Source organism: Citricoccus sp. NR2 (assembly GCF_027594385.1).
Classification (GTDB): Bacteria; Actinomycetota; Actinomycetes; order Actinomycetales; family Micrococcaceae; genus CmP2.
Genome location: NZ_CP115154.1, coordinates 2,619,135 through 2,643,474, shown reverse-complemented (window position 1 = coordinate 2,643,474; position 24,340 = coordinate 2,619,135). Strand labels below are relative to the sequence as shown.

The window sequence follows — 24,340 nt, the reverse complement described above, 5'->3', positions numbered from 1 at the left end:
CGGGGTCGTTGTGGACGTTGAAGTGGGCACAGAGGCTACCTAACGAAGGGTGCGGCGTTGTCGTTTTTGAGCGTAGTTCGCGCTAGGTCCATTGGACCTGGGTCTTGACGAGGTTTTTCTTCAGCAACCGCAGGTACGCTTGTGCCTCGTCGTGTTGGTCACGCATAAGCATGCGAGTGTACTTCACGTATTTCGCCACGGTCAGTTTCGGATCCCCATCTTGGATGAGGTCGCCTTGTTCGATCCACAAGACCCTGGTGCTAATGGACTTGATGGTCTTCAGTGAATGGCTGACGAGGAATACGCAGCCGGCGTTTTGTCGGAGTTCGTCGATTCTGGCCCGTGTGCGGTCCTTGAATTGAGCGTCGCCCGTGTTCAACGCTTCATCGATGATCAAGATCTCGGGATCGACGCTGGTGGCAATTGCGAACTGCAGTCGTGAGGCCATTCCCGAGGAGTATGCACGAAGCGGCAGGTGTAGGGCGCGTTGCAATCCGGAGAGCTCAACAATACTTTGACGCTTCTCTTCAACTTCGGCATGGGTCATCCCCATGGCCAGGCAACCCAGGGTGATGTTGTCGTGGCCAGAGATGGTTTTGACGAGAGCGGCATTGACGCCCAGCAGCGTGGGCGTGGATCGGGCATAGATCGATCCCGTGGTCGGTGGGAGCTTGCCGGTGATCATGTTCATCAGCGTCGATTTGCCGGAACCGTTGGTGCCGATGATGCCTATCGATTCGCCTTGGTGGACAACGAAGGACAAGGGGCGCAAGGCCTCGACTTCGTTGGTCACGTTACCGCTGCTGCGGCGAAGACGCTTCCGCAGACCTCCCTTGGAGGATGAAGAAGCGGATGCAGAGCGCACGGCGTACCGCATGGAAGCATTGTCGACGACGACGAGGGGAGTGGCAGGTTCCCGTTCCGTTTGGTGGTCCTCGATTACAGGTTCTGTGACTGTGTCTACAGTTTCACTCGACATCAGAACTCCCGTCCGTAGCTTTCCTCGGCGCGCCAGAAGACGATGCTTCCGATGATGGTAAGGCCGAGCGACCATGCGCCCAGAACGATCCAGCGTTCATATCCTGGCCAGGTGTCGTAGAGAAGCACGTCGCGGGTCATATCAAGAACGCAAAACATGGGGTTTGCGTGCATGACGGTGAGCAGCGCGGGGTGGTCGGCGAAACGGTCCGCGCTAAAGAACACACAGGACATGTAGAGCCAGGCGCGTGTAGCGAAGCTGATGAGATGTGAGATGTCGTTCCACTGTGCCACCAGCCGCGCCAGAATCAGGCCGAGTCCCAGGTTCATGAGGAACTGCAATGCCAGAATTGGCAGGAACATGAACCATTTCCAGGAGATGGGTTCCAGCGGAGGGATGATGAGCACCAGAGCGAACATCATCATGAAGGTGGGGATGTTTGCCAACAGCTCGCGAACATTCACCGCAATGGGCAGTGTTGCACGAGGGAAGCTGAACGCCTTGACGACGTTTCGGTTCCCTGTGATGGCCTTCGACCCGGACGTGACGGCCGAGGTAGTGTACCGGAACATGAAAACGCCGATAATCAAATAGGCGATGAAATTGGGGATGCCGCGACCGGTTCCGAGGATGAAACCAAAGACGAAGTAGTACGTGGCGCCGTTGAGGATGGGGTTGAGCAACATCCAGAACCTGCCGAGCACGTCCGTGCTCGACTTTCCAGCGATGCGGGCTTTGGAATCAAAGAGAATGAAGCTTCGAAAGGTCCAGAGCTGTTTGAGGTAGCGGAAGTAACCTGGCCGTGCACCAACGCGACGCAGCTGGGATCGATCGACGCTGACTTCGCGTAGGCCATCGCCCTTAGCCAACGCAGAACTGCCGTCCGTCATCCAGGACACCTTTCGCCTTTACTCGAGCGAGACTGCAGGAGACCTCGCGGAATCGATCGTGATCGTTGACCGCACTCTCCATGTGTCGCACGATCTATGTGAGTTTACCAATCTGAGACCAAGCCACTGAGACAGACTAGACGGTGCGTCTGAGAATCTGCCGAAGATTCAGCGTGGCTCGATGATACAGAATAGGATGACAATGCAAGCCTGACCCAAGTCACGAGACCGTTCACGAGACCGTCGTCATCCAAACTGAGGAGTGCTGTGAAGAAGATCATGCCCGTCTACGGGACCCGTCCGGAAGCGATTAAGGTTGCTCCGATCATCAAGGCCCTGCAGGACGCGGACGATTTTGATTGCGTCGTCACCGTCACGGGCCAGCACCGTGAAATGCTGGACCAGGTTAATGAGCTCTTCGGTATTGAGCCGGACCATGATCTCAACATCATCCAGCCGCGCCAGACTTTGAACATGGTGATGGCCAAGACCATTGATGGACTCGACGCCATCCTGGAACAGGAACAGCCCGACGCCGTTGTGGTCCAGGGCGACACCACGACGTCGACGGCCGGAGCCATCGCCGCCTTCAACCGGGGGATTCCGGTGGTCCACGTAGAGGCCGGGCTCCGTAGCTTCAACATCTTCTCGCCCTTCCCTGAAGAAGCCAACCGCAAGATGACATCGCAGATCTCCTCGCTGCATTTGGCCCCCACCTCGGTGTCCAAAGCAAACCTGCTACGGGAAGCGGTGAACGAGGATGACGTCTACGTTTCCGGTAATACCGTGATCGATGCATTGCTCGACGTCGTCGACAAGAAGGTTCCGTTCGAAGACGAGGCCTTGCAGAACGTACAAAAAGCTGTTGAGGGTGGACAGAAGCTGGTGCTGGTGACCACCCACCGTCGTGAGAACCAGGGTGACGCAATGCGCGGCGTGGGTCGTGCTCTGGCTCGCTTGTCGGAGACGCACCCGGACGTCCTGTTTGTTCTTCCCGCTCACAAGAATCCGGTGGTGCGCGAAGCGATCCTGCCGTTCCTCGAGGGCAAGACTAATGTGGTGGTGACCGAGCCGGTAGCTTACGGCCAGTTCACCCACCTGATCTCGCTGGCGAACGTGGTGCTGACCGACTCCGGTGGAGTTCAGGAGGAGGCTCCTGGCCTGGGCAAGCCCGTGCTGGTGATGCGCGAGAACACCGAGCGTCCCGAGGCTGTGACTGCGGGGACCGTGCGTTTGATCGGCACCGATGAGGAGCGGGTCTACAACGAAGTGACCGAGTTGCTGACCGACTCCGCCGCCTATGAGCGGATGTCGAACGCCGTGAACCCCTACGGTGATGGCAACGCCGCCCGCCGAACGCTCTCGGCCATTCGCGAACTGCTGGGCACCGGCAAGCGCGAAGCTGAGTTCGATGACGGGCTGGGTAACTGACCACACGCTGAGCTGAACGCACCCGAGCGGTATGCTCGGGTGCGTTCCCTTTTAATCACTTCACGACCGATGATGGCGCCAACACCATGTACCTGAAGACCCTGACGATTCGCGGATTCAAGTCGTTTGCCTCGGCGACGACCTTTGAGTTCGAGCCGGGCGTCACCGCCGTCGTGGGTCCCAACGGTTCCGGAAAGTCCAATGTGGTGGACGCTCTGGCCTGGGTGATGGGGGAGCAGGGGGCCAAGAATCTGCGCGGCGGGAAGATGGAGGACGTCATCTTCGCCGGCACCTCAGGACGATCGGCGCTCGGACGAGCCCAAGTCTCGCTGACCATTGACAACTCTGATGGCGCTCTGCCGATTGAGTATTCCGAGGTCACCATTTCGCGGACCCTCTTCCGCTCCGGCGGTTCCGAGTACGCGATCAACGGCAACAGCTGTCGTCTCCTGGACATCCAGGAACTGCTCTCCGACTCGGGGCTGGGCCGCGAGATGCACGTCATCGTCGGGCAGGGGCAGCTTGACCGCATCCTGCAAGCGACCCCGGAAGAGCGCCGCGGGTTCATTGAGGAAGCCTCCGGCATTCTCAAACACCGACGGCGCAAAGAGCGTTCCGTGCGCAAGCTGGATTCGATGCGCAGCAACCTAGACCGGGTACGCGACCTCACCGAGGAAGTGCGTCGTCAGCTGGGACCGTTGTCGCGCCAGGCCGCCACGGCACGCAAAGCTCAGCGGATCCAATTTGATGTCCGCGATGCTCGTGCTCGGCTGTTGGCCGATGAGGTCGTCACCCAGACACAGATCGTTGACGACGTCACCGCACACGATGACGCGATCGGAGAACGACTCGCCAGCGCCACCCGCAAGCAAGAACAGGCGGAGGCCGAGAGTGCCCGTCTGGCGGAACAATCCGGCACCGCTGCCGAAGCAGCCGCGGCAGCACGCGATCATTGGTACGCGCTGTCGAACCTCGCTGAACGCTACCGTTCCCTGGAAGCGCTCAATACCGAGCGGCTCACCGCGGCGGCTGCTCCGCAACCGGCTCGGACGGGACCTGACCCGGACACGGCTGAGGCGCAGGCAGAACAATCCGAACGTGAACAGGCTACGGCACTGTCCGCGGTGGAAACCGCTCAGAGGGCACTCGAAGAGTCCACGCAACGTCGCCAACAAGCAGAACGCGCGGCACGCATCGCCGCCGAGACATACACCCAGCTTCTTCAGCAAGCCGCAGACCGGCGCCAAGCCGTCGCAGTCGCACAGGGTGCGGTCGATACGGCGCTCGCCCAGGTCAACGCGTTAACAAGCCAGCTCGATCGAACCGACGCCGACCTGGACCATGTGGCTGCCACGGTCGAAGACTTTCAACAGCAGTTGGCTGCCTGGGACCAACCCGACGGCGAAACCGACTCAGTCACCGGCGTCGAAGAGGAAGCTCTGGCAGCCCAGCAACAGGTGACCGCGTTGCGGGAGCAACTCGCCGCTCAGGACCGGTTGGTGTCGGAAGCGCGCTCCGCTCATAGCTCTGCGACCACTCGCCGTGACGTGCTGCAGGAGGGTCTCCGCCCTGCCCCTGGCTCGGCGCTCTCACTGCTGGAACCGCTCGGTGTGGCCGACCTGTCGCCGTTACTGGCGGTGGAGTCGGGCTGGGAGCGGGCGGTCACGGTGGCACTCGGTGAGGGCCTGGAGCAGCTGTGGTCCGAAGACGCCGTCAGCACGGAACAGGTCATCGACGCCCTGGTGTCTGGCCGGGGCGGCGACGCTCGGGTGATCTTTGGGGGAGCCGACCGACCTCTCGCGGCAGGAGCAGGACGCGTTCTCACCACGGGGATGCACTCGGTCGGAGACATCGTGCGAGTCCAAGACGGCGCACCGCAGTGCCTGATCCATGCCTTGCACCACGTCCTCGCCGATGTGGTGTTCGTTGACGACGTCGAGACGGCGCGTCAATGGTGGACTATGCATGCTGGTGAGGAATCTGTCCGAAGGCTGGTCACTCCTCAGGGACACGTGGTGGGACACAGCGATGTCTCCGTACGTGGTCACGACGTCGCCTCCGCGCTCGAAACCCGCGCCGCGGCCGAAGCGGCGGCCGAGGCTGCTGAGCAAACCGCGGCCACGGTTCAGACCACGCAGTCCCGTCGGGACGAATTGGCCAAGGAGCTAGCTCAGGCGGTGTCCCACGAGAAGGGCCTCTCGGAGCGGCTCCATCAGGAACGAACCGAACGAGCCGCGGCCCAAGAGCGGCACAGCTCTATCCAGCGGGGTCTGTCGCAGGCACAGCAATCGTGGCAACGGCTACAGGAACAGCGAAAAGGCCTGGAAGAGTCGCTGGCGGAAGCAGAGAAGAAGCTGGTCGTTTCCCAGGAACGGCTCGAGGCCGCACAGGCCGCACAGACGGCGTCCGGTGAGGCGGGCGGCGCTACCGAGGTGTCCTCCGCAGACAAAGACACCGCAGAGAAAGCTGCCTCGCAGGCGCGTACCGAGGAGACCGAATCACGCCTGGCGCTGCGTACCGCCGAGGCCACCCACCAGCAGGCCGTGCAACGGACGGAGCAGGCACGGCGTCGAGTCCAGGCAGCCAGGCTCGCGCAACAAGAGGAACAGCGCGCAGAAGCCCGGCGTCGTCGCAGTCTGGACCGGTTGGGTGCCCTGCGAGCGGCCATTTCCGAGGCCACGCAGAAGATACAGGCCTCCGTCCAGCGCGCCGAAGATGACCGGCGTGGCCTCGAAGAACAGCGCGCGGAATTGGACGGCCTGCGCAAGACGGCACTGCAGGAGGCAGAGGCCGCACGCAAGGATGTCAGCACGGCCAAAGACGAGGTCCACGCCCGCGAGATGGCGCTGCAGGAACAGCAACTCAAGCTCGAGCAGCTCCACCAGCGTGCCCTGGATGAACTCGGCTACACGGCCGACTACCTGATCGAGAACTTCGGGCCCGAACTACCTGTTCCGGTGAACCCGCCTGAAGCGGAGGACGAGGACTCGGCTCCCGAGGCCGGCGTCGAGACGATGCCGTTCGACCGTGAGGAACAGGCTCAGCGATTGCGCCGGGCTCAACGCCAACTGACCGCACTGGGCAAGGTCAACCCGTTGGCCCTGGAAGAGTACGCCGCAGTGGAGGAGCGGCACCAGTACCTCTCCAAACAGCTGGCCGATCTGGAACAGTCGCGCAAGGACCTGCTGCAGATCATCGCCGACGTCGACGCCACGGTGCTGCGGGTCTTCGAATCCGCTTTCAACGACACCGCCGCCCAATTCCAGCACGTCTTCGCCACCCTGTTCCCGGGCGGAGAGGGCAAGCTCTCTCTTACCGAGCCCGACAACCTGTTGGAGACCGGCATCGAGGTGGAAGCACGTCCGGCAGGCAAGAAGGTCAAACGGCTGTCGCTGCTTTCTGGTGGTGAACGCTCACTGGCCGCGGTAGCTATGCTCGTGTCAATCTTTAAGGCCCGGCCGTCACCGTTCTACGTGATGGATGAGGTTGAAGCCGCCCTGGATGACACCAACCTTTCGCGCCTGCTCACCATCTTCCGGGAGCTACAGCAGGACTCACAGCTGATCATCATCACCCATCAGAAGCGCACCATGGAGGTGGCAGACGCCCTCTATGGGGTGTCCATGCGCGGCGACGGTGTCACCAAGGTGATCAGCCAACGTCTCGATGGCTCTGCTCGGCAGACCCAGAGTCCGCAGGCGTGATCTTCGGCAACGCACCCGTCCTGGGGCCACCCGGAACCACCGGATTGTTCGTTTCCGGCGCCAACAGCCAGCCGATTCCGGCCATGACGAGCACCGCACCGGTAATGGCGAACGCCAGTTCATAGTTCGCGACGTCGACCAGGAATCCGACCAGCAACGGTCCCACAATCGCCCCGAGATCCGAGGACATCTGCGCGGTCGACATCACCGAGCCCGCCTTGCGGTTCTGCCCGACCAAATCCGCGATGGCGGCTTGTTGCGGTGCATTGAGCATCCCGGTCCCCATCCCCGCAGCAATGCACAGGGCCAAGAACCACCAGGCGTCGGGGGAGAACCCGATGGCGGCCGTGGCCACACCGGCGATCATCAGTCCGGGAATGATGAGCGGGCGCCGTCCGTAACGGTCGGAGAGCCGCGACGAGAAAGTGATGGCGACGATGTTTCCAGCGGCAAACACCGCGAGCGCAGCTGCTGCCGTCTGAGGGCCGTTGAGGATGAACCCCGAACCGACGAAGGCGCTGGCGGCAAACAAGGGCGTGATCGAGTTACGCACTCCAAAGGTGGCCCAGCCATTGGCCAAGAACGAACCGAGTGAGGCCCGGTAGGCGCCATGGCCCCAGGCCTCCGCGACGGGCATCGCCGTTCGGGTGTCCGGGGTACGCCGGTCGGCCAGGCGAGATTCCCGCAACAGCACGAACACCAGCCCCGCCGCGACGAGCAGTGCGGTGCCATAAATGATGAACGGCACACGCGGTCCCCAGGTGGCCAACAGCCCACCGACGACGGGTCCGGCGATATTGCCGATCAGAAAAGCCGAGGCATAGGCACCTGAGACCCGCCCGCGAATCGACGGCGGCGATTTACGGGCCAGGAAGGACATGGCCGAAACGGTGAACAGGGTGGAACCCAAACCGCCCAAGCCTCGGAAGACCAGCAACTGCCAGTAGGTTTGTGCCGAGGCGATCAAGAACATGGAGATCGCCACGATGGTCACACCGATCATGTACACCGGGGTCTCCCCGAACCGGCTGGTCGCACGTCCCGACACGGGGGCGAACACCAGGCGCGCCAGCCCGAAAGCCGATACCACCGCCGAGACTGCGAATGCGCCGACCCCAAAGGACTGGGCGTATTGCGGCAGAACGGGGGCGATGATGCCGAACCCGATGGCGATGATGAACGCGCAGCCGATGAGCACTTTGATCTCACGAGGGATGGTCACACGGTGAGTTGTTTCGGCAGAGCGGCGCATGCCCCCGATTATCTCAACGATTTCGTGCGACGACAGGGGCGAATCAAGCACTATGCGACCAGCAGAATCCCCGTGGGCGGAATCAATGTGTCAAGATGAAGACGTGGAGATCATCATCATTATCGCCGTGCTCGTTCCGGTCCTGGTCGGCCTCGTGCTGGCCATCCTGCTGGATCGGCCGCAGAAGCCCAAGACCCCGTACCTCACCGATCGCGATGCCGACGACCTGGATCCTGATTCGGACGTCGGCCGCGCGACCATTGCAGACTCCGACGGGGGAGTGTTGCCCGTCGACCATCCGCACCTGACCACGCCGACGGATGAACTCGTCGCCGATCACCACCCGGCGCCGGTCGAGGAAGCTCCCGTTGTTGAGGAGGAGCCGGCAGCTCCCGCCGTCGAGAGCCCGGCTCCAGTCGCTGGACGTTTGGCGCGGCTGCGCTCGCGGTTGGCCAAGTCCAATAATGTCTTCTCCCAGGGCCTGCTTGCCCTGCTGTCCAGCGACTCCATCGACGACGACGTCTGGGACGAAGTCGAAGAGAGCCTGCTCGTAGCTGACCTGGGCACCGAACCCACCCTGGAGCTGGTGGACCGCTTGCGTGAACGCGTCACCGTGGAAGGCACCAAGGACCCAGAAGCGGTGCGGGCGATGCTGCGCGAAGAGCTCATCAAGATCGTCGACCCCGGCCTGGATCGTCGCCTGACTGCTACCCCGACCGACGGCATTCCGGCCGTCATGATGGTGGTCGGCGTCAACGGCGTGGGGAAGACCACCACCGTGGGCAAGATCGCCCGAGTGCTGGTGGCCGAGCAACGGGAAGTGGTGCTCGGCGCTGCCGATACCTTCCGCGCCGCGGCCGCCGAGCAGCTGGCCACTTGGGGTGCGCGCGTCGGCGTGGACACCGTGCGCTCGGACGTGGAGCAGGCCGACCCGGCCTCGGTGGCCTTCGAAGCGGTGAAGACCGGTATCGAGCGCGAGACTGACGTCGTGCTCATCGACACCGCAGGTCGCTTGCAGAACAAAGCGAACCTGATGGACGAGCTAGGCAAGATCAAGCGCGTCGTGGAGAAGCAGGCCCCGGTCGGCGAAGTGCTGCTGGTGCTGGACGCCACCACCGGGCAGAACGGGCTGAGCCAGGCCAAGGTCTTCGCCGAGGCGGTCAATATCACCGGCATCGTGCTCACCAAGCTCGACGGGACGGCCAAGGGCGGCATCGTGGTGCCTATTCAGCGGCAGCTAGGCGTCCCTGTCAAGCTGATTGGTCTCGGCGAAGGCGCCGACGATCTGGCTCCGTTCGAGGTCGAGGCTTTCGTCGATGCGCTGCTGAGCGAGTAACAGCGACCATCCAGCGTCGCGTAACGTGCTGTTAACACAGACGTGGTGACCGTCACCCGATGGAAACACCACTGAGGGCACCGTGAAACACGGTGCCCTCAGTGTTTAACCATCAGCCGCGGAGGGCCCGCGGCAATGGTGAGAGGACAACCATGGAAACGATGGAGCTGAGCGCAGTCGACGTCTGGACGATGGTCACTGCAGCCCTGGTGCTGTTGATGACTCCCGGGCTCGCTTTCTTCTACGGCGGCATGACACGGGCTAAAGCCGCACTCAACATGATCATGATGAGCTTCGTCTCGATCGCGATCGTCGGCATCGTCTGGGTGCTGTGGGGCTTCAACATGACCGGAGCCGAAGACGGCGGCCTCGGTTTCGGCGGCATCTTTGCCAACCCCTTCTCGGACTTCGGCCTGCGCGGGATGATGAGCGACCCGTCTGCGATGATCGGTGTCGGATTCGGCGCCACGTTCGCCATCATCTCCGTCGCCCTGATCTCGGGCGCAGTCGCGGACCGGGCCAAATTCAGCACCTGGTGTGTCTTCGTCCCGCTGTGGACCACCCTGGTGTACTGCCCGCTGGCCTTCATGGTCTGGGGTGGTGGACTGATGGGTCCCGACGGCGCCATCGGCTCCATCTTCGGTGAAGCGGTCGACTACGCTGGCGGTCTCGTGGTGCACATCTCCGCAGGCGTTTCGGCCCTCGTATTGGCCCTGCTCATGGGCAAGCGCCAGGGCTTCGGAACCGACCCGGGGCACCGTCCCCATAACCTGCCCTTCGTCCTGCTCGGCGCCGGCATTCTGTGGTTCGGTTGGTTCGGGTTCAACGGCGGTGCGGCCACTGATGCTGCCGAAGCCGGTCAGATCTGGGTCAACACCCTCGTGGCTCCCGGCGCGGCGATGTTGGGCTGGATCATCGTGGAGATCATCCGCATCGGCCGTCCGACCGCTCTGGGCTCCGCCTCGGGCCTGGTCGCGGGTCTGGTGGCCATCACCCCGGCCTGCGCTTTCGTGGAACCGCTCGGCGCCATTGCGATCGGCCTCATTGCCGGTGTGCTCGCCGGTGCTGCCGTCCAGCTCAAGTACAAGCTGGGCTTCGATGACTCGCTCGACGTCGTGGGCGTTCACCTGGTAGCCGGTATCGTCGGCACCGTGATGATCGGCTTCTTCGGGGTCATGCAGGAAGACGGCCGCGGCGGTCTCTTCTACGGCGGCGACATGCGACTGCTGGCTGCGGAGGTGCTTTCCGTGATCGTGGCTGTCGCCTTCGCCGCGGTGATGACCACCATCGTGGGCCTGGCGCTGAAGTACACCATGGGACTGCGCGTCTCGACCCAGGACGAGATCCGCGGTGTGGACTACTCCGAACACCGTGAATCCGCCTACACTCTGTTCTCCGAAGGTACCGAGACCACCGTCATCGGTGACGACGAGGGCCAGTCGACCATCGCCGGGTACGAACAGGGCGACAAGCAACCCGTGAGCTGATGCAACTCTGAATCAGTGCTACAGCACTACGGCGATGGCTGGTCGACGAATCGACCAGCCATCGCGTGTGTCATCACCCAGATTCGGCGGTTGGAGCTGGAATCGGCTCGGCGCAATCGAGTTGCTAGGCTTAAGGGCAGACTGCATCCGAGGCACCAGTCGCGAAAGCACGCCAGATCCGCCAGTGTGCGCTGCTGGGCCCGAACCACGACGAAAGAACTCATACTGTGTTCAACTCCTTGACCGACCGATTGACATCGACCTTCCGGAATCTGAAGGGTAAAGGTCGCCTGTCCGAGGCCGATATTGATGCCACGGCACGGGAGATTCGGCGAGCGCTTCTTGACGCCGACGTCGCCGTGCCGGCCGTGCGTGACTTCATCTCCCATGTGAAGGAACGTGCTCTCGGCGCCGAGGTGTCCGAGGCACTGAACCCGGGCCAGCAGGTCGTCAAGATCGTCAATTCGGAACTCGAGCGCATTCTTGGCGGTGAGACCCGTCGACTGACCCTGGCGAAGACTCCGCCGACCGTGATCATGCTGGTGGGTCTGCAAGGTGCGGGTAAAACGACTCTGGCTGGCAAGCTGTCCAAGCACCTGAAGGATCAGGGCCACACGCCCATGTTGGTGGCGGCCGACCTGCAACGCCCCAACGCCGTGCGACAGCTGGAGATCAACGGCGAGCGGGCTGGTGTGCCGGTGTTCGCGCCGCACCCTGGCGTGTCTTCGGAAGCGGAAGCGCCGACCGGTGATCCCGTCCAGGTCTCACGCGATGGCATTGCGGAAGCGACACGCAAGCAGCATGACATCGTGATCGTGGACACCGCCGGCCGTACCGGTGTGGATGCCGAGCTGATGCAGCAGGCCAGCGATATTCGCGCTGCGATCAACCCCGACGAAGTCCTCTTCGTCATTGACGCCATGATCGGTCAAGACGCTGTCGCTACGGCTCAGGCCTTCAACGAGGGCGTTGGATTTACCGGTGTCGTGCTCTCCAAGCTTGACGGCGACGCCCGCGGTGGTGCCGCCCTGTCTGTCGTCAATGTCACCGGCAAGCCAATCATGTTCGCCTCCACCGGTGAGCAGCTGAACGACTTCGAAGTTTTCCACCCGGACCGGATGGCATCGCGCATCCTCGATATGGGTGACGTGCTCAGCCTCATCGAGCAGGCCGAGAAGAGCTGGGACAAAGACGAAGCGCAGAAGATGGCGCAGAAGTTCGTCGACCAGGAAGACTTCACCCTGGACGACTTCCTGAACCAGATGCAGCAGCTCAAAAAGATGGGCTCGATGAAGAAGATGCTGATGATGATGCCGGGTGCAGCCGGCATGCGTCAGCAGCTCGAGCAGTTCGATGACAGCCAGATTGATCGCATCGAGGCGATCATCCGGTCCATGACTCCGCATGAGCGCAACGCGCCGAAAATCATCAACGGTTCGCGCCGGGCCCGTATCGCACGGGGTTCCGGTGTTCATGTGTCCGAAGTCAACGGTTTGCTCGAGCGTTTCGGCCAGGCACAGAAGATGATGAAGAAGATGGCCTCCGGCGGGGGAGGGATGCCAGGAATGCCGGGCATGCCCGGTGCCGGTCACGGGGGATCCAAGCGCAAAAACGCCAAGGGGAAGAACAAAAACAAACCTAAGTCAGGGAATCCTGCCAAGGCAGCAGCAGAAATGAAAGCCATGGAGGAACGCCGGAACCGGCCTCGTCAGAATCCGCTGAGCGGAAGCTCTTTCGGCCAGGGCGCAGATCAGCAGGGAGGGTTCGACATGTCGGATCTCAATCTTCCCAAAGGCTTTGATAAGTACCTGAAGTAGGCTAGAACGTTCCCGTAGTGCTGTGTGGGACGCTCTCGGACCGAGGGCGTCCCTTATTCTTTTCAAGAATGTTATGAAGATCGGGAATGAATCGTCGAGGGCCACAGTTGTACATGTCAAGATAGTTCAAATCTGAAGAATATGACATCCGCTCTAGGCGATCAGGAAACACTCATTATGAACCGTGCACAAGACATCGATTCTCTGCCCACAGGACTCTCCATGGGCATCGTTACTCTCAAGAGTGAAGACGTCCCTAGCCTTCAGGATTATTACGAGCAGGCCCTGGGGCTGACGGTCGTCGCTCAGAATGGACCGGACGTGGTGCTTGGTCGCGCCGGTCAGCCGTTGCTGGCCATTGATGAGGCCCGCGGTCTGAAGCTGCCGAATCGCAACGAGGCTGGCCTGTTCCACACGGCATTCCTCTTCGACACGCAGGCCGACCTAGCGGCCGTCGTCTACAAGGCGTTGCGTCACGACGCGAGTCGTTTCGTCGGGAGCTCGGACCACCACGTTTCGGAAGCCTTCTACTTCCAGGATCCGGAAAACAACGGCATTGAACTGTATTGGGATCGTCCACGCGATCAGTGGCTGTGGAACGGGTCGGAAGTGCACATGGTGACCGAGCACCTGGCCTGGGACCAGTACCTGAACACCCACCTCACGGAAGAGCGCTTCCAGAACCTCGAGCAGTCGACGGCAGAAATCGGTCACGTGCACCTGCAGGTGGGCGATGTTGCCACCGCCGAGAAGTTCTACGTAGACGTGCTCGGATTCGACAAGACCGCGGGTCTGGGCACCCAGGCGCTCTTCGTTTCTGCCGGCGGGTACCACCACCACATGGCCATGAATACCTGGAACTCCACCGGCGCAGGCCCGCGCCGCAACACCCTGGGGCTGGGGCGTGTGGACATCACGCTTCCCGCCGGTGAAGGGCTGGGCGCCGTTGAAGATCGCCTTCGCACCGCCGGCTTTGTGGTCGAGCCGACCGCGGACGGAATCGAAACCCGGGACCCGTGGAACACCCTGCTGCGCCTGAAAGCTGACGCGCCCGCCGCGTGAGTGTGTCGGGTTCGCATCGAATGCGGGCATCTGGCACAATAGGACGGTACTGAATTGCTGTGCGGACGACCCTCTATCCTCTGGCAGTAATTCTGTAGCGCGGCCGGTTTGAGCCACCAACCCCACGGTAGGCTCGCGGGCTGCACCCCAACAAGAACCAGGAGCACCACACCAGTGGCCGTAAAGATTCGTCTGAAGCGCATGGGCAAGATCCGTGCACCTCACTACCGCGTCGTCGTTGCCGATTCTCGTGCCAAGCGCGATGGTCGCAACATCGAGGAGATCGGGCACTACCACCCGACCGAGAACCCCTCCTACATCAACATCAAGTCTGATCGTGCTCAGTACTGGCTCTCCGTCGGCGCTCAGCCGACCGAGCAGGTGCTGGCACTGCTGAAGGTCACCGGTGACTGGCAGAAGTTCAAGGGCCTGCCGGGCGCCGAAGGCACCCTGCAGCAGCCCAAGGGCAAGGAAGAGTTCGTGGCTCCCGAAAAGGGCTCCGTGATCCTTCCCGAGGCCATCACCCCGAAGGCCGAAGAAGCACCGGCCGCTGAAGAAGCTCCGGCTTCTGACGAGGCTGCCGCTGAGGGCGAGACTGAAGAGAAGTCCGAGTGACCATGCTTCAAGAAGCGCTGGAGCACCTAGTCCGTGGAATCGTAGATTCACCGGAGGAAGTCCAGGTGGACCTGCGGAACAATCGGCGAGGCGAGCTCCTGGAAGTGCGTGTGCACCCGGATGACCTCGGCCGTGTGATTGGCCGCAAGGGTCGTACCGCTTCGGCATTGCGTACGGTGGTGGACAGCCTGGCTGGGCATCCCGTTCGCGTGGACGTTGTCGACACTGATCGTCGGCGCTAACCCACATCAGCTTGGCGATCATGGCCCGTGATGAGCAATCATCGCGGGCCATCGTCATGTCTGCCACCAGCATGCGCTAGCGTGGTGCTCACCTTCCCGAGAGAGGATTCCTTCATGGCCGACTCAGCCAACGCCGGCGGTTCAACGTCCGAGGATGAACTTGTTCGTGTGGCACGCATTGGAAAACCGCACGGCATCAAAGGCGATGTCACCGTGCAAGTCTTCACGGATATGCCCGAAGAACGGTTCGTGCCCGGTGCAGTGTTGTCGGTACGCGAGGGCTCTCCCGGAACGCGCAGCACCGTGACCGTCTCGCGAGCTCGGTGGAACAAGCACATCCTGGTCCTCGGGTTCGAAGAGTTTTCTGATCGGAACGCGGCCGAACTGCACCGCAATGCCCAACTATTCGCTGCACCAGCCACAGTCACAGAAGACGACGGCTGGTACGAGGACGACCTGCTTGATTTCACCGTTCGTCATCCCGACGCGGGGGAGGTGCCACTGGGCCGGGTGACCGGACTGATCACGGGCGACGCCCAGGACCTGCTCGAAATCGCGCTGACCTCGGGCGAGACCGCGCTGATACCGTTCGTCGAAGAAATCGTTCCCGAGATCGACGAGGAATCGCGGATCGTCTACGTGACTCCGCCGGACGGATTGCTGGAGCTCTTCCAAGAATCCGACGAGGATGAGCCGGAGGCCACACGATGAGGATCGACATCATCTCGATCTTTCCGGAGTACCTGTCTGCGCTGGACATTTCTCTCATCGGTAAAGCGCGAACTGATGGCCTTCTCGATATCCGGGTGCATGACCTGCGGGATTTCACCTTCGACCGGCATCGCACCGTGGACGACACGCCCTACGGTGGCGGAGCCGGCATGGTCATGAAACCAGAGCCGTGGGCGTTGGCGATCGAGCACATCCTTGAAGAGGTCGATTCACGTCCTCGCCTCCTGGTGCCGACGCCGTCGGGGGCGGTTTTCAGCCAGGGCCATGCGCAACGACTTTCCCAGGATGACCATCTCATCTTTGCCTGTGGTCGCTACGAAGGTATCGACGAGCGGTTCTTCGAATGGGCACCTTCCGTGTGCGATGTGGAATTGGTGTCACTCGGAGATTACGTCCTCAACGGGGGAGAAGTGGCCGCTCTTGCCATGATCGAGGCCGTAGGCCGACTCGTCCCCGGAGTGGTGGGAAACCCGGACTCATTGGTCGAGGAGTCCCATTCCGATGGTCTCCTTGAATACCCGGTGTACACGAAACCATCTCAGTGGCGCGGTGCTCAGGTCCCAGAAATCCTGCTGTCGGGCGACCACGGCAAGATTGCTGTCTGGCGACACGAACAACAGCTCATGCGAACGCAGCAGCGGCGCCCCGACCTGCTGAGCTGATTTACGGGACGAGATCGATGAAGTGACGCGTCCACCTGGAAGCCGGACACCGGTTTCTGGCATAATGGAGAAGTTGTCTGCCGGGTGGGTGTTCTGCCGCAGGGGAGCACATGCTGTAGGCGGACGAACGGTATGGGCGGATGAGACCGTCCCTTATCGAGACTTCCACCACGGATTACCCGCTTAAGGGCCCGTTGACCATGTGGGTGACCTGCGGCATCTGCTAGGAGTACAGTTCCATGAACATTTTGGATCAGCTGGATTCAGCTTCGCTGCGTAACGACGTTCCGGACTTCCGCCCTGGTGACACGGTAAAAGTCCACGTGAACATCATCGAGGGTAAGACCTCCCGTGTTCAGGTCTTCCAGGGCTACGTCCTGGGCCGCCAGGGCTCGGGCGTCCGCGAGACCTTCGCCGTGCGTAAGGTGTCGTTCGGTGTTGGCGTTGAGCGTGTCTTCCCGGTTCACTCCCCGGTGATCGAGAAGATCGAGCTCGTCACCCGCGGTGACGTGCGTCGCGCGAAGCTCTACTACATGCGTGATCGTCACGGCAAGGCTGCTCGCATCCGCGAGAAGCGCGTCAACGGCTGATTGCGTCGTAAGATCACCGGAGGATTGTGAAACACCGCGATTCTTCTGCTCAGGCTCCGTCTCCCGTTCGGGAGGCGGAGCCTCGTGCGTGGTGGCGGCGAACCGGATTCTGGATCAGTTGCGCGGCCGTAGCACTCGTGATTGGCGTGGCTGTCGTATTCATCACCCGCGAAGAGTATGTGAATACCTACACCATCCCTTCCGAGTCCATGCAGCCTGGGCTGGTGGTTGGTGACCGGATCGAGATCGATCCGCACGCCTACGACAACGACAACGTTCAACGTGGTGATGTCGTGGTTTTTGACTCATCCGGAAGCTTCGCGCCGTACCAAAGTCGTACGGCACTGCAACGCTTCCTCGATGACATGCTAGAAGACCTGGGCCTGCGTGCAGATCCGCATGCCATGGTGAAGCGCGTGATCGGAGTCGGTGGTGACGCCGTCGAATGCTGCACAGCCAACGGCCAGCTACGCGTCAATGGAGAACCCTTGTCGGAGCCGTACCTCGCCGAACCAGCGCCTCCAGGCCGTGCTTCCATGGATAGATTTACCGTGACGGTGCCTGAAGGCCGAGTTTTCGTGCTCGGAGATAATCGTCATGCCTCCGAGGACTCGAGGGCGCTTCTTGGATCCGCCGGAGGTGGGATGATTCCAGAGTCCAAGATTCGAGGACGCTACCTCTCCACCAGGTAGAGTGGGGATGATGTCTGCCTCCGCTTCTGAACGATCCGATGATATTGCTGCACCGCAGAGCGGTCCGGCAGATTCCGACCACCATGAACGTCCGGTCAGTTTCGGCCGGCGAATCTGGTCCATGGTGCGTGAACTGCTCATCGTTATCGTCATTGCACTCGTCGTTTCGTTCCTGTTCAAGACCTTCCTGTTCCGCGCCTTCGTGATCCCCTCGGGATCGATGGAGCAGACGCTGCAGGTGAATGATCGCATTTTCGTGAACTTGATGGTCCCCGGAGTGTGGGATCTGGAACGTGGCGACGTGGTGGTTTTTGAAGATACTCAGGGGTGGCTACCGCCAGCGGAGGACAACTCCAATGTTCTTCACGATGCCCTCCAGCTGATTGGGCTCGCTCCAGACTCGTCAGAACAGCATGTCGTCAAGCGAATCATCGGGACGCCTGGCGACCATGTCACCGTCGACGAAGAAACACAAGCACTCGTCGTTAATGGCCAGATCTTGGATGAGGAAGCCTACTTGTACCCGGGCGTGGTCGGTTCCGAGACGGACTTTGACATCACCGTGCCGGAAGGACACTTGTGGGTGATGGGGGATCACCGCGATGCCTCCGGGGACTCGCGTGCGCATCAGAATGGTCCCGGCGAAGGTTTCGTGAGCCTTGACGACGTAACCGGGCGCGCCGAAGTGATCGCCTGGCCTCTGAACCGCTGGGGGAGTGCTGGATCGAACAGTGACGTCTTCGCCGACGTCCCGGACCCAGAGGCTCCATGACGGTGCTGCTCGCCGATCTAAAAGTCGAGAAGGAAATCCTGGCCGGTTTTGCGGGCGGGGTGGGTCCACTCGTGATCGCCGGAATGGACGAGGTCGGCCGTGGAGCCCTTGCCGGTCCGGTGACTGTTGGTGTCGCTGCCGTCACCGTGAGCCTCGACACCAAAGCGATGGGAGGCCTCAGGGATTCCAAAGCGCTCTCGGCGACTCGGCGCGAAGGGCTGGAACCGAAAATCGTGGAATGGTGCGATGCGGTTACAGCAGATCACGCCTCGGCAGAGGAAATCGATGAGTATGGGATCTCCGCTGGGTTAGCTCTGGCCGCTCGTCGTTCCTGGACCCAACTGGTGAACAGCCTCGGCCGAGTCCCCGACGTCTTGTTGCTCGACGGGCGCGATAACTGGTTGAGCCGTGCCCCGCACCAACTTGTCCAGGACATGCCTGCATTGCCGCAGCACATTCATCTTCAGATCAAGGCCGATGCCCAGTGCGCATCCGTGGCCGCCGCAGCCATTTTCGCCAAAGTGGCAAGAGACCGGTTGATGGCCGAACTCGACGAACAACATCCAGAATTCGGGTGGAAGAAGAACAAAGGATACGGTGCCGCCGTTCATCGTGACGCGTTGCTCACCTACGGTCCCACCTCGTACCATCGTCGGAGCTGGAACCTGACCGGGGGCCACAACCCCAACCAAGGAGCTTTGCTGTAGATCATGAGTGATATGAACGGCGACGACCTCGAAGACTACGAGGCCGGACAAGAACTGACACTGTATCGCGAGTATCGGGATGTCGTGACCCTGTTCCGCTACGTCGTTGAAACAGACCGTCGTTTCTACCTCGCCAACGAGGTCAAAGTCACGACTCACGCCGAAGCCTCGGACGTGTACTTTGAGATCGAAATGGAAGACGCTTGGGTCTGGGACATTTATCGCACCTCCCGGTTTATCAAGCGGGCGAAAGTGCTGAGCTTCAAGGACATCAACGTCGAAGAGCTCAGCGCTGGGACGGACCTGAACGATCTGTCTCTTCCTGACGGTCCGTCAACGCCGCAGTCCTGATGAGAGCCGACTCCTCCACACGATGACGTAGACGGATCTACTTCCCCAACCCGCAATAGCAGATCGGTAGAGTTCGCTTCCCGCATTCGAGACTGAATGCGGAGGTAGCGATGAAAACAACAACAGCGTTCACATCAACCGGATCTACATCGGGAATAGCCCGGCAGCGTCTGGGGCGAGACGGCGAGGAATGGGCTGTAGGGGTCCTGCGCTCGCGGGGATATCTGGTTCTTGCCCGAAATTGGCGTGGCCACGACGGCGAGCTTGACTTGATCTGTGTCGAGAGCGGCGCCGTGGTGGCCGTGGAGGTCAAGACCCGGCGTAGTCACGACTACGGTCATCCCGCAGAATCGGTGACACCGGAAAAACTTCGCCGGATAGAGCGCTTGCTCCTTTGCTGGGTGCACACTCAGCGGCCCGCTTGGCTTCGGGCGCGTCGTCGAGTCGATGTCATTGCCTTGACTCTGGACACACCCAGTGGTTCCGTAATTGAGATCCGACGGGACGTGGGTCATGGATGAGAGCCTGCTCGGGGACATCAGCACGGTCATTATCGACGACCAACCCACTCGTCTCGGTAGAGCCCACTCCGTGGCGCTGACCGGGATGTCAGGGTCGATCGTGGAAATCGAGGCCGACATTGGGCAGTCATTGCCAGGGTTTACCCTTTTGGGACTACCGGATCAATCATTGCAAGAAGCCAAAGATAGGATCAGGTCGGCTGCACGCAATTCCGGCCAGGAACTGACCCGTCGCCACCTTACGGTGAACCTCATTCCAGCGAGTTTGCATAAGCGCGGGTCCGTGTTCGACCTGGGTATCGCTATGGCAGCGCTGGCAGCCGATTGCCGCGTCGAAGGCGAATCACGCCCCGTTTTTCTCGCCGCGTTGGGCTTGGACGGCGCATTGCGCCACGCACCTGGAATCCTGCCGGCTGTGATGACGAGTGTTGCGCACGGGTTCACCGAGATCATCGTCTCGGAAGAATCTGCACGAGAAGCGCGCATGGTTCCGGGAGCACACGTACAGGCATTCCGACATCTCTCTGAAGTGATTCGCGCGTTCGGCGGATTCGCTCGTGCCACCGTTAAGACAGACGAGATAAAACGACCGGCGATGGTCGATAGCGTTGTGCCGCGCCCTACTCTGGATTTATCCGACGTAGTTGGCCAGCACGAAGCACGATTCGCCTTAGAAATAGCCGCAGCCGGGGGACACCATCTGATGCTGGAAGGGCCACCTGGAGCAGGGAAAACCATGCTCGCCGAGCGTCTCCCAAGTATCCTTCCTGAACTATCCGACCGTACGGCATTGGAAGCTACTGCATTGCGGTCTGTTGCGTCGCCCGGAGGAAGCGTCTCGTCTTTGGTGCGCACGGCACCTTTCCAAGCGCCCCACCATTCTTCGACAATGGCATCGATCATTGGGGGTGGCAGCGGGATGGCTCGGCCGGGAGCCGTGTCGCTGGCACACGGCGGCGTGCTTTTCCTGGACGAAGCGCCAGAGTTCGACCGTCGTGTCTTGGACGCATTACGACAGCCATTGGAATCGCGACACGTCGAATTGCACCGTTCCATTAGCTCGGTGACCTATCCCGCTTCATTCCAGTTGGTTCTCGCCAGCAATCCATGCCCATGCGGCTGGGACGACGGAACCGGGCGCCGGTGCAATTGCACGTCACTACAACGCCGACGGTATACCTCACGACTCTCCGGACCATTGCTCGACAGGATCGATATTCAGGTCGTCGTTCCACGAGTCACTGCCAGTGAGGTGACGGGACCAGTTGCCGGAGAAACCTCAGCCCACGTGCTTGCACGGGTCCAACAAGCGGTGGACCGGCAACGAGAACGGCTGACTCCGCTCGGCGTCGAGAGCAACATGGAACTGACGGGCACGCTGCTCAAACACCCGAGACTGAGACTCCAACCGAAGGCGTTGACCGCGCTGGACGGCGCATTGGATCGTGGTGAGATGACGGCGCGCGGATACGCACGTGTACTCCGGCTCGCGTGGACCCTGGCAGACCTAGACGGTCGTGACTGGCCAGACGCAGATGAAATTGATACGGCCATGAATCTACGAATGCAACGCGAACGACTGAGGAACGGATCATGACCCAGGCAGGCAACGATAAACCCATCCGCATCGCCCGCGCCGCACTGACCCAGGTGATTGAACCAGCTGATACTTATGGTTCGGTTCTGGTAGACCGCTGGGGACCGGCGAGAACCCTCGATGTCATTCTCAGAAATGATCATCCCTCAGGAGCGGAGTGGCAGTCATTGGGGGAACATGGAGGAAAATTCCGGGATGCCCTCGGCAGATGGCAACGGAAGAAATCGTACGTCAATCCGGAACGAGCCCTGGATCGAATCACCTCGATGGGTGGCGGACTACTCATCCCAGAAGACCCAGAATGGCCCGTAGCACTCGATGATTTAGGACCCCAGAAACCATTGGGGCTCTGGTGGATCGGTCGGCCTGAGGTTCCCTCGTCGACAAAGACCATTGCCATCGTGGGAAGCCGGGAAGCGACGAACTACGGCACCCACGCGACGGAACGCTTTGTGCGATGGCTGGCCGCCCATCACTTCTGTGTGGCCTCCGGCGGCGCCTATGGAATCGATGCGGCAGCCCACCGCGCCGCACTAGACCATGGCACAGGAGAAAATATGCCAACGCTTGCTGTGCTCGCCGGCGGCCTGGATCAGTTCTATCCCGCGGGTAATCATCGTCTTTTGGAACAGATTGTTGAGCACGGCACCGTGTTGTCCGAACTACCACCGGGATTCAGGCCGAACCGCTATCGCTTTCTCCATCGGAATCGACTCCTGGCGTCCTTGTCGACGGCAACGCTGGTCGTTGAAGCTCGCTGGCGCTCCGGTGCGCAAAATACGGCCGGTCATGCACTGGAATTAGGGAGGGAAGTGGGTGCGGTGCCCGGTCCTGTCGATTCGGCTTCGTCAACGGGCTGCCACCGTCTCTTGCGAGAGACTCCGGCGCAATTGATCGCTGATGAGAGCGACTTAGCCGACCTGGTGGGTTGGGACGAGGATCTTCCAGTTGCTGTGGAACCGCACGGGACCGACGAGTCAGGTTCGGTGCTCGATGGGCTCTCTGATCAAGCTCGGATGATTTTTGAAGCCCTGCCGGTACGATCAGGTACCACCATAGATAAGCTCTGTTCGATCACGGGTAGTTCGGCGGGGGAGGTGATGCGCCAACTGGTCCGTCTGCAACGGGCTGGACGCAGCGAGAAAGTCGCCAGTGGGTGGCGCAAGATGGTGGCCTGAAGCGGTGTTGAGCCGCCTTCGCCTCGTCAACATGACACACTGAAAAGATGACACAGCCGGATCAGTCGGCGCCGCTCCTGGCGTTACGTGACGAAGAGTGGATCGAAGATTTCGTCGCGTACTTGCGGCACGAACAGCATCGATCGGAACAGACTGTTCGTGCCTATCGGAGTGACGTCCGCGGCCTGTTGCTGGATATTGCTACCCCTGATCTGGCAACCAAGAACGAAGCTCCTGAGCCACAACTTGGTTCGCTGACACTTCAGGACCTGCGTGGATGGCTGGCCGAGTTGAATCGACGAGGAGTCTCACGTGCCACCGTGGCACGGAAGACTGCCAGTGTACGCGGATTCCTGCGCTGGGCGCGTCGAGAAGGGCTCATTGACACGGATCCATCCGCCAAACTGATGACGCCGCGGAAAGAAAGTCGCTTGCCTCCGACACTGACGACCGCTCAGACGACTCGCATACTTGATGCCACCGCCGCACGGGCTACGTCTGTTCCGCAGGAGGGGCAGGACGAGGGGGAGGACCAGATACGGGCCGCCCTTGCCCTGCGCGATTTGGCCATGCTTGAACTGCTTTACGCCTCGGGCATCCGTGTCGCTGAACTTGTCGGAATGAATCTCTCGAGTGTTGACTCAGTCGATGGCAAGGTTACGGTCATCGGTAAAGGCGACAAAGAACGTGTGGTGCCCATCAACCGGCCAGCAGTCAATGCCGTGACCTCGTGGACGGAACGCGGCCGCCCGCTACTGGTCCGCGCCGAACATACTCCGCCGGATGCGCTGTTCTTAGGAAAACGAGGCGGACGTATCGGTGTTCGTCAAGTGCGGGACGTCGTCAATGATGTCTTGGCGGAGCTCGGAGATACCTCGGCCCGGGGGCCGCACGTTTTCCGGCATACCGCGGCCACCCATCTACTCGACGGCGGGGCGGATCTGCGTTCGGTGCAGGAAATTCTAGGACATTCCTCGTTGCAGACCACACAGCTCTATACCCATGTGTCGATTGAGCGTTTACGACGCGGGTATACCCAAGCGCATCCACGAGCCTGAAGCACAGAGGACCTGAATCGAACACGGACATCGGCAGGTGCGTGCCTCGTGGTGCGTTGCTGCCAGCTATCGTGCATAATGGTGATGAACGTAAGACCTCCTGATCAATGCGGGGATGTTGGGGAAGACATACCGCGCAGTTGAGGGAGGATCATATGTCTGACGCAATGGCTCGTGGAATCCTATACATCCACTCAGCCCCTGCAGCGCTGTGCCCACATATCGAGTGGGCGGTCAGCGCTGTTCTTGGTGCCCAGGACCAGTTGGAGTGGTCGCTCCAGCCGGCGGCCCCGGGTACGTATCGTGCCGAAATCCACTGGATTGCCGCGCCCGGCAGTGGTGCGCAGCTCGCGTCCTCGTTGCGCGGCTGGGCCCACCTTCGGTACGAGATCACCGAAGAAGCTAGCGCAGGCTGCGATGGCTCCCGGTGGTCACACACCCCCGAGCTCGGCATCTTCCAGGCCACCACGGACGTTGGCGGCAACATCATGGTGTCTGAAGACCGCATTCGCTTTGCCTATGAGCAGGGTGCCGGCGATCCTTCCGCCATCTTCCATGAACTGAGCTTGGCGTTGGGAGAAGCATGGGACGACGAACTAGAACCCTTCCGCCAGGCTGCCGACGGCGCCCCCGTGCGCTGGTTGCACCAGGTCGGCTAGTCGTCT

The 24,340-nt window shown here is 61.2% G+C and carries 23 protein-coding genes; 20 read left to right on the top strand and 3 right to left on the bottom strand.

Features of this window, described 5'->3' with window-relative positions; genetic code table 11:
• Window positions 1-82: 82 nt before the first annotated feature.
• Entirely contained in the window at window positions 83-877 is a 795-nt protein-coding gene (locus O1A05_RS12460) for an ABC transporter ATP-binding protein (RefSeq protein ID WP_270105524.1), read from the bottom strand.
• Window positions 878-978: 101 nt separating this feature from the next.
• Window positions 979-1,869: an ABC transporter permease gene (locus O1A05_RS12455; RefSeq protein ID WP_270105523.1), complete on the bottom strand. Its 891-nt coding sequence runs from the start codon at window positions 1,867-1,869 to the stop codon at window positions 979-981.
• Between the two features lie 267 nt (window positions 1,870-2,136).
• Between O1A05_RS12455 and wecB the strand changes: the two genes are divergently transcribed.
• Window positions 2,137-3,300, top strand: coding sequence for a non-hydrolyzing UDP-N-acetylglucosamine 2-epimerase (gene wecB, locus O1A05_RS12450; RefSeq protein ID WP_270105522.1), 1,164 nt, complete (start codon window positions 2,137-2,139; stop codon window positions 3,298-3,300).
• A gap of 86 nt (window positions 3,301-3,386) precedes the next feature.
• The gene (smc, locus tag O1A05_RS12445; RefSeq protein WP_270105521.1) at window positions 3,387-7,004 is read left to right on the top strand and encodes a chromosome segregation protein SMC; all 3,618 of its coding nucleotides are present in this window, start codon (window positions 3,387-3,389) and stop codon (window positions 7,002-7,004) included.
• On the opposite strand, the gene O1A05_RS12440 is transcribed toward smc, so the two are convergent.
• Entirely contained in the window at window positions 6,952-8,256 is a 1,305-nt protein-coding gene (locus tag O1A05_RS12440) for an MFS transporter (RefSeq protein ID WP_270105520.1), read from the bottom strand. The two genes, smc and O1A05_RS12440, sit on opposite strands and share 53 nt — an antisense overlap.
• Window positions 8,257-8,359: 103 nt before the next feature.
• Between O1A05_RS12440 and ftsY the strand changes: the two genes are divergently transcribed.
• The 18 genes from ftsY (at window position 8,360) to O1A05_RS12350 (ending at window position 24,334) form a co-directional block, all read left to right on the top strand.
• Window positions 8,360-9,592: a signal recognition particle-docking protein FtsY gene (gene ftsY / locus O1A05_RS12435; protein WP_442867637.1), complete on the top strand. Its 1,233-nt coding sequence runs from the start codon at window positions 8,360-8,362 to the stop codon at window positions 9,590-9,592.
• Between the two features lie 161 nt (window positions 9,593-9,753).
• A complete protein-coding gene (locus O1A05_RS12430; RefSeq protein WP_270105518.1) occupies window positions 9,754-11,079 on the top strand; it encodes an ammonium transporter in 1,326 nt (441 codons plus the stop codon).
• 227 nt (window positions 11,080-11,306) lie between these two features.
• The gene (gene ffh / locus O1A05_RS12425) at window positions 11,307-12,896 is read left to right on the top strand and encodes a signal recognition particle protein (protein WP_270105517.1); all 1,590 of its coding nucleotides are present in this window, start codon (window positions 11,307-11,309) and stop codon (window positions 12,894-12,896) included.
• Window positions 12,897-13,073: 177 nt separating this feature from the next.
• Window positions 13,074-13,958, top strand: coding sequence for a VOC family protein (locus tag O1A05_RS12420; protein ID WP_270105516.1), 885 nt, complete (start codon window positions 13,074-13,076; stop codon window positions 13,956-13,958).
• 174 nt (window positions 13,959-14,132) lie between these two features.
• The gene (gene rpsP / locus O1A05_RS12415) at window positions 14,133-14,573 is read left to right on the top strand and encodes a 30S ribosomal protein S16 (RefSeq protein WP_270105515.1); all 441 of its coding nucleotides are present in this window, start codon (window positions 14,133-14,135) and stop codon (window positions 14,571-14,573) included.
• A 2-nt stretch (window positions 14,574-14,575) separates the two neighbouring features.
• Entirely contained in the window at window positions 14,576-14,815 is a 240-nt protein-coding gene (locus O1A05_RS12410) for an RNA-binding protein (RefSeq protein WP_270107587.1), read from the top strand.
• A gap of 114 nt (window positions 14,816-14,929) precedes the next feature.
• A complete protein-coding gene (rimM, locus tag O1A05_RS12405) occupies window positions 14,930-15,526 on the top strand; it encodes a ribosome maturation factor RimM (protein WP_270105514.1) in 597 nt (198 codons plus the stop codon).
• Window positions 15,523-16,209, top strand: coding sequence for a tRNA (guanosine(37)-N1)-methyltransferase TrmD (gene trmD / locus O1A05_RS12400; protein ID WP_270105513.1), 687 nt, complete (start codon window positions 15,523-15,525; stop codon window positions 16,207-16,209). The genes rimM and trmD overlap by 4 nt, the downstream gene beginning before the upstream one ends.
• 239 nt (window positions 16,210-16,448) lie before the next feature.
• Window positions 16,449-16,799, top strand: a complete 351-nt coding sequence (gene rplS, locus O1A05_RS12395; protein ID WP_270105512.1) for a 50S ribosomal protein L19 — start codon at window positions 16,449-16,451, stop codon at window positions 16,797-16,799.
• Between the two features lie 146 nt (window positions 16,800-16,945).
• Window positions 16,946-17,491, top strand: a complete 546-nt coding sequence (gene lepB / locus O1A05_RS12390) for a signal peptidase I (protein WP_270105511.1) — start codon at window positions 16,946-16,948, stop codon at window positions 17,489-17,491.
• A gap of 10 nt (window positions 17,492-17,501) precedes the next feature.
• A complete protein-coding gene (gene lepB / locus O1A05_RS12385) occupies window positions 17,502-18,263 on the top strand; it encodes a signal peptidase I (protein ID WP_270105510.1) in 762 nt (253 codons plus the stop codon).
• Complete coding sequence (locus tag O1A05_RS12380; protein ID WP_270105509.1) at window positions 18,260-18,970, top strand: ribonuclease HII; 711 nt, start codon at window positions 18,260-18,262, stop codon at window positions 18,968-18,970. The genes lepB (O1A05_RS12385) and O1A05_RS12380 overlap by 4 nt, the downstream gene beginning before the upstream one ends.
• Before the next feature lie 12 nt (window positions 18,971-18,982).
• Window positions 18,983-19,321: a DUF2469 domain-containing protein gene (locus tag O1A05_RS12375; RefSeq protein WP_270107586.1), complete on the top strand. Its 339-nt coding sequence runs from the start codon at window positions 18,983-18,985 to the stop codon at window positions 19,319-19,321.
• A gap of 110 nt (window positions 19,322-19,431) precedes the next feature.
• A complete protein-coding gene (locus O1A05_RS12370) occupies window positions 19,432-19,842 on the top strand; it encodes a YraN family protein (protein WP_270105508.1) in 411 nt (136 codons plus the stop codon).
• Entirely contained in the window at window positions 19,835-21,439 is a 1,605-nt protein-coding gene (locus O1A05_RS12365; RefSeq protein ID WP_270105507.1) for a YifB family Mg chelatase-like AAA ATPase, read from the top strand. Before O1A05_RS12370 ends, O1A05_RS12365 begins: the two co-directional genes overlap by 8 nt.
• Window positions 21,436-22,617 carry a DNA-processing protein DprA gene (gene dprA / locus O1A05_RS12360; protein WP_270105506.1) on the top strand — a complete coding sequence of 394 codons (1,182 nt, stop codon included), beginning with the start codon at window positions 21,436-21,438 and terminating at the stop codon, window positions 22,615-22,617. The genes O1A05_RS12365 and dprA overlap by 4 nt, the downstream gene beginning before the upstream one ends.
• 47 nt (window positions 22,618-22,664) lie before the next feature.
• On the top strand, window positions 22,665-23,675 hold the full coding sequence (locus tag O1A05_RS12355; protein ID WP_270105505.1) for a tyrosine recombinase XerC: 1,011 nt from the start codon (window positions 22,665-22,667) through the stop codon (window positions 23,673-23,675).
• Window positions 23,676-23,830: 155 nt separating this feature from the next.
• The gene (locus tag O1A05_RS12350) at window positions 23,831-24,334 is read left to right on the top strand and encodes a DUF3145 domain-containing protein (protein ID WP_270105504.1); all 504 of its coding nucleotides are present in this window, start codon (window positions 23,831-23,833) and stop codon (window positions 24,332-24,334) included.
• Window positions 24,335-24,340 lie beyond the last annotated feature (6 nt).